The sequence below is a fragment of the Butyrivibrio sp. XPD2006 genome (assembly GCF_000420865.1).
Lineage (GTDB): Bacteria > Bacillota > Clostridia > Lachnospirales > Lachnospiraceae > Butyrivibrio.
The window spans coordinates 1-1,651 of record NZ_ATVT01000029.1 but is presented as its reverse complement, the minus strand read 5'-3'; the positions used below and the strand labels follow the sequence as shown (position 1 = coordinate 1,651).

Sequence of the window (1,651 nt, the reverse complement as noted above, 5' to 3'; positions counted from 1 at the left end):
TCAGACTGTAGACAAAGTCCACGGCATTCGCCGTGGATTTTTCTTTGTAAAAGTGTCATGAACCCAGTATTTATCTGGGATTGAGGCACTTTTTCTGGTATAATAGAAGTATCAAAGTTGGGAATGGGGATTGCCTTTATGATGACTTCTAATACCGAAAGAAAACGCGAACAGATGCAGTTTGTGAGCATGGATGACCTGGTTCCCCAGGACCACATGCTACGTCTTATCGATAAAGCCATTGACTGGTCATTTATATATGACCTTGTTGAAGATAAGTATTCATCCGACATGGGCAGGCCCAGCATGGATCCTGTCACTCTCATAAAAATCCCATTCATTCAGTATTTATACGGAATCCGAAGTATGCGACAGACTATCAAGGAAATCGAGGTCAACGTTGCATACAGATGGTTCCTGGGCTTAGAGCTTAACGAACCTGTGCCACACTTCTCAACATTTGGAAAGAACTATACAAGACGATTTAAAGATACCGATCTCTTTGAGCAGATATTCCAGCGTATTCTTGAAGACTGTTACCGCTTCAAGCTTGTTGATCCTACTGCTGTATTTGTAGATGCTACTCATGTAAAAGCCAGGGCCAATAACAGAAAGATGCAGCATAAACTAGCAAAACAGGAAGCATTGTTCTACGAGGAAATGCTTAAGAAAGAGATAAATGAAGACCGCGCCGAGCATGGCAAGAAGCCGCTTAAAGACAAGGATGATGACAACGATAAAGGCGCCGGTGGTCATGATGATTTCAGCGATTACACAGATGATGTGCCAAAAGATACAAAGAAAGTAAGATGCAGCACTACAGATCCTGATAGTGGATGGTTCAGAAAAGGTGAGCACAAGAATGTATTCGCATACGGGGTAGAAACCGCCTGTGATAAGAACGGATGGATTCTTGATTACACGGTCAATCCTGGCAACGAGCATGACAGCCGTACATTCAAAGGACTCTACGACAAGATCAAGGATATCGGTGTTGAAACCATCGTTGCAGATGCAGGCTATAAGACACCAGCCATAGCCAAGCTTCTTATAGATGACGGCATCAAACCACTTCTCCCATACAAACGACCAATGACGAAGAAGGGATTTTTCAGAAAATCTGAGTTTGCTTATGATGAATACAATGACTGCTATATATGTCCTAACAATCAGGTTCTGGAGTATTCGACAACAAACCGTGATGGATACAGGGAATACAAGAGTTGTGGAAAGGATTGTGAAAGCTGCCCATACCTCGAGCAGTGCACACTTAGTAAGAACCATGTAAAGATGATTACTCGTCATATCTGGGAAGACTACATGGAAGTATGCGATGATATCAGATACACAGAGGGAATGAAAGATCTTTATTCCCATCGCAAAGAAACAATAGAAAGAATTTTTGGGACCGCCAAAGAAAACCACGGATTCAGATATACACAGATGTATGGCAAGGCGCGTATGGAAATGAAGGTCGCGCTTACCTTTGCGTGTATGAATCTGAAAAAGCTTGCAAGGATCAAGCATGAATGGCGGTTAGAGATGGCCTGATATAGGCTGTTTCTGACCTTTGTTCTGAACAAAATCCCCATAACATAAGAAAAATGGTCCAGAGAGCTACGCCCTCAGGACCACTTTGTCTACAGTCTGA

The 1,651-nt window shown here is 42.6% G+C and carries 1 protein-coding gene; it reads left to right on the top strand.

Features of this window, described 5'->3' with window-relative positions:
* Positions 1-138 precede the first annotated feature (138 nt).
* Positions 139-1,551 carry an IS1182 family transposase gene (locus G590_RS20190; protein WP_022766979.1) on the top strand — a complete coding sequence of 471 codons (1,413 nt, stop codon included), beginning with the start codon at positions 139-141 and terminating at the stop codon, positions 1,549-1,551.
* Positions 1,552-1,651: the final 100 nt, after the last annotated feature.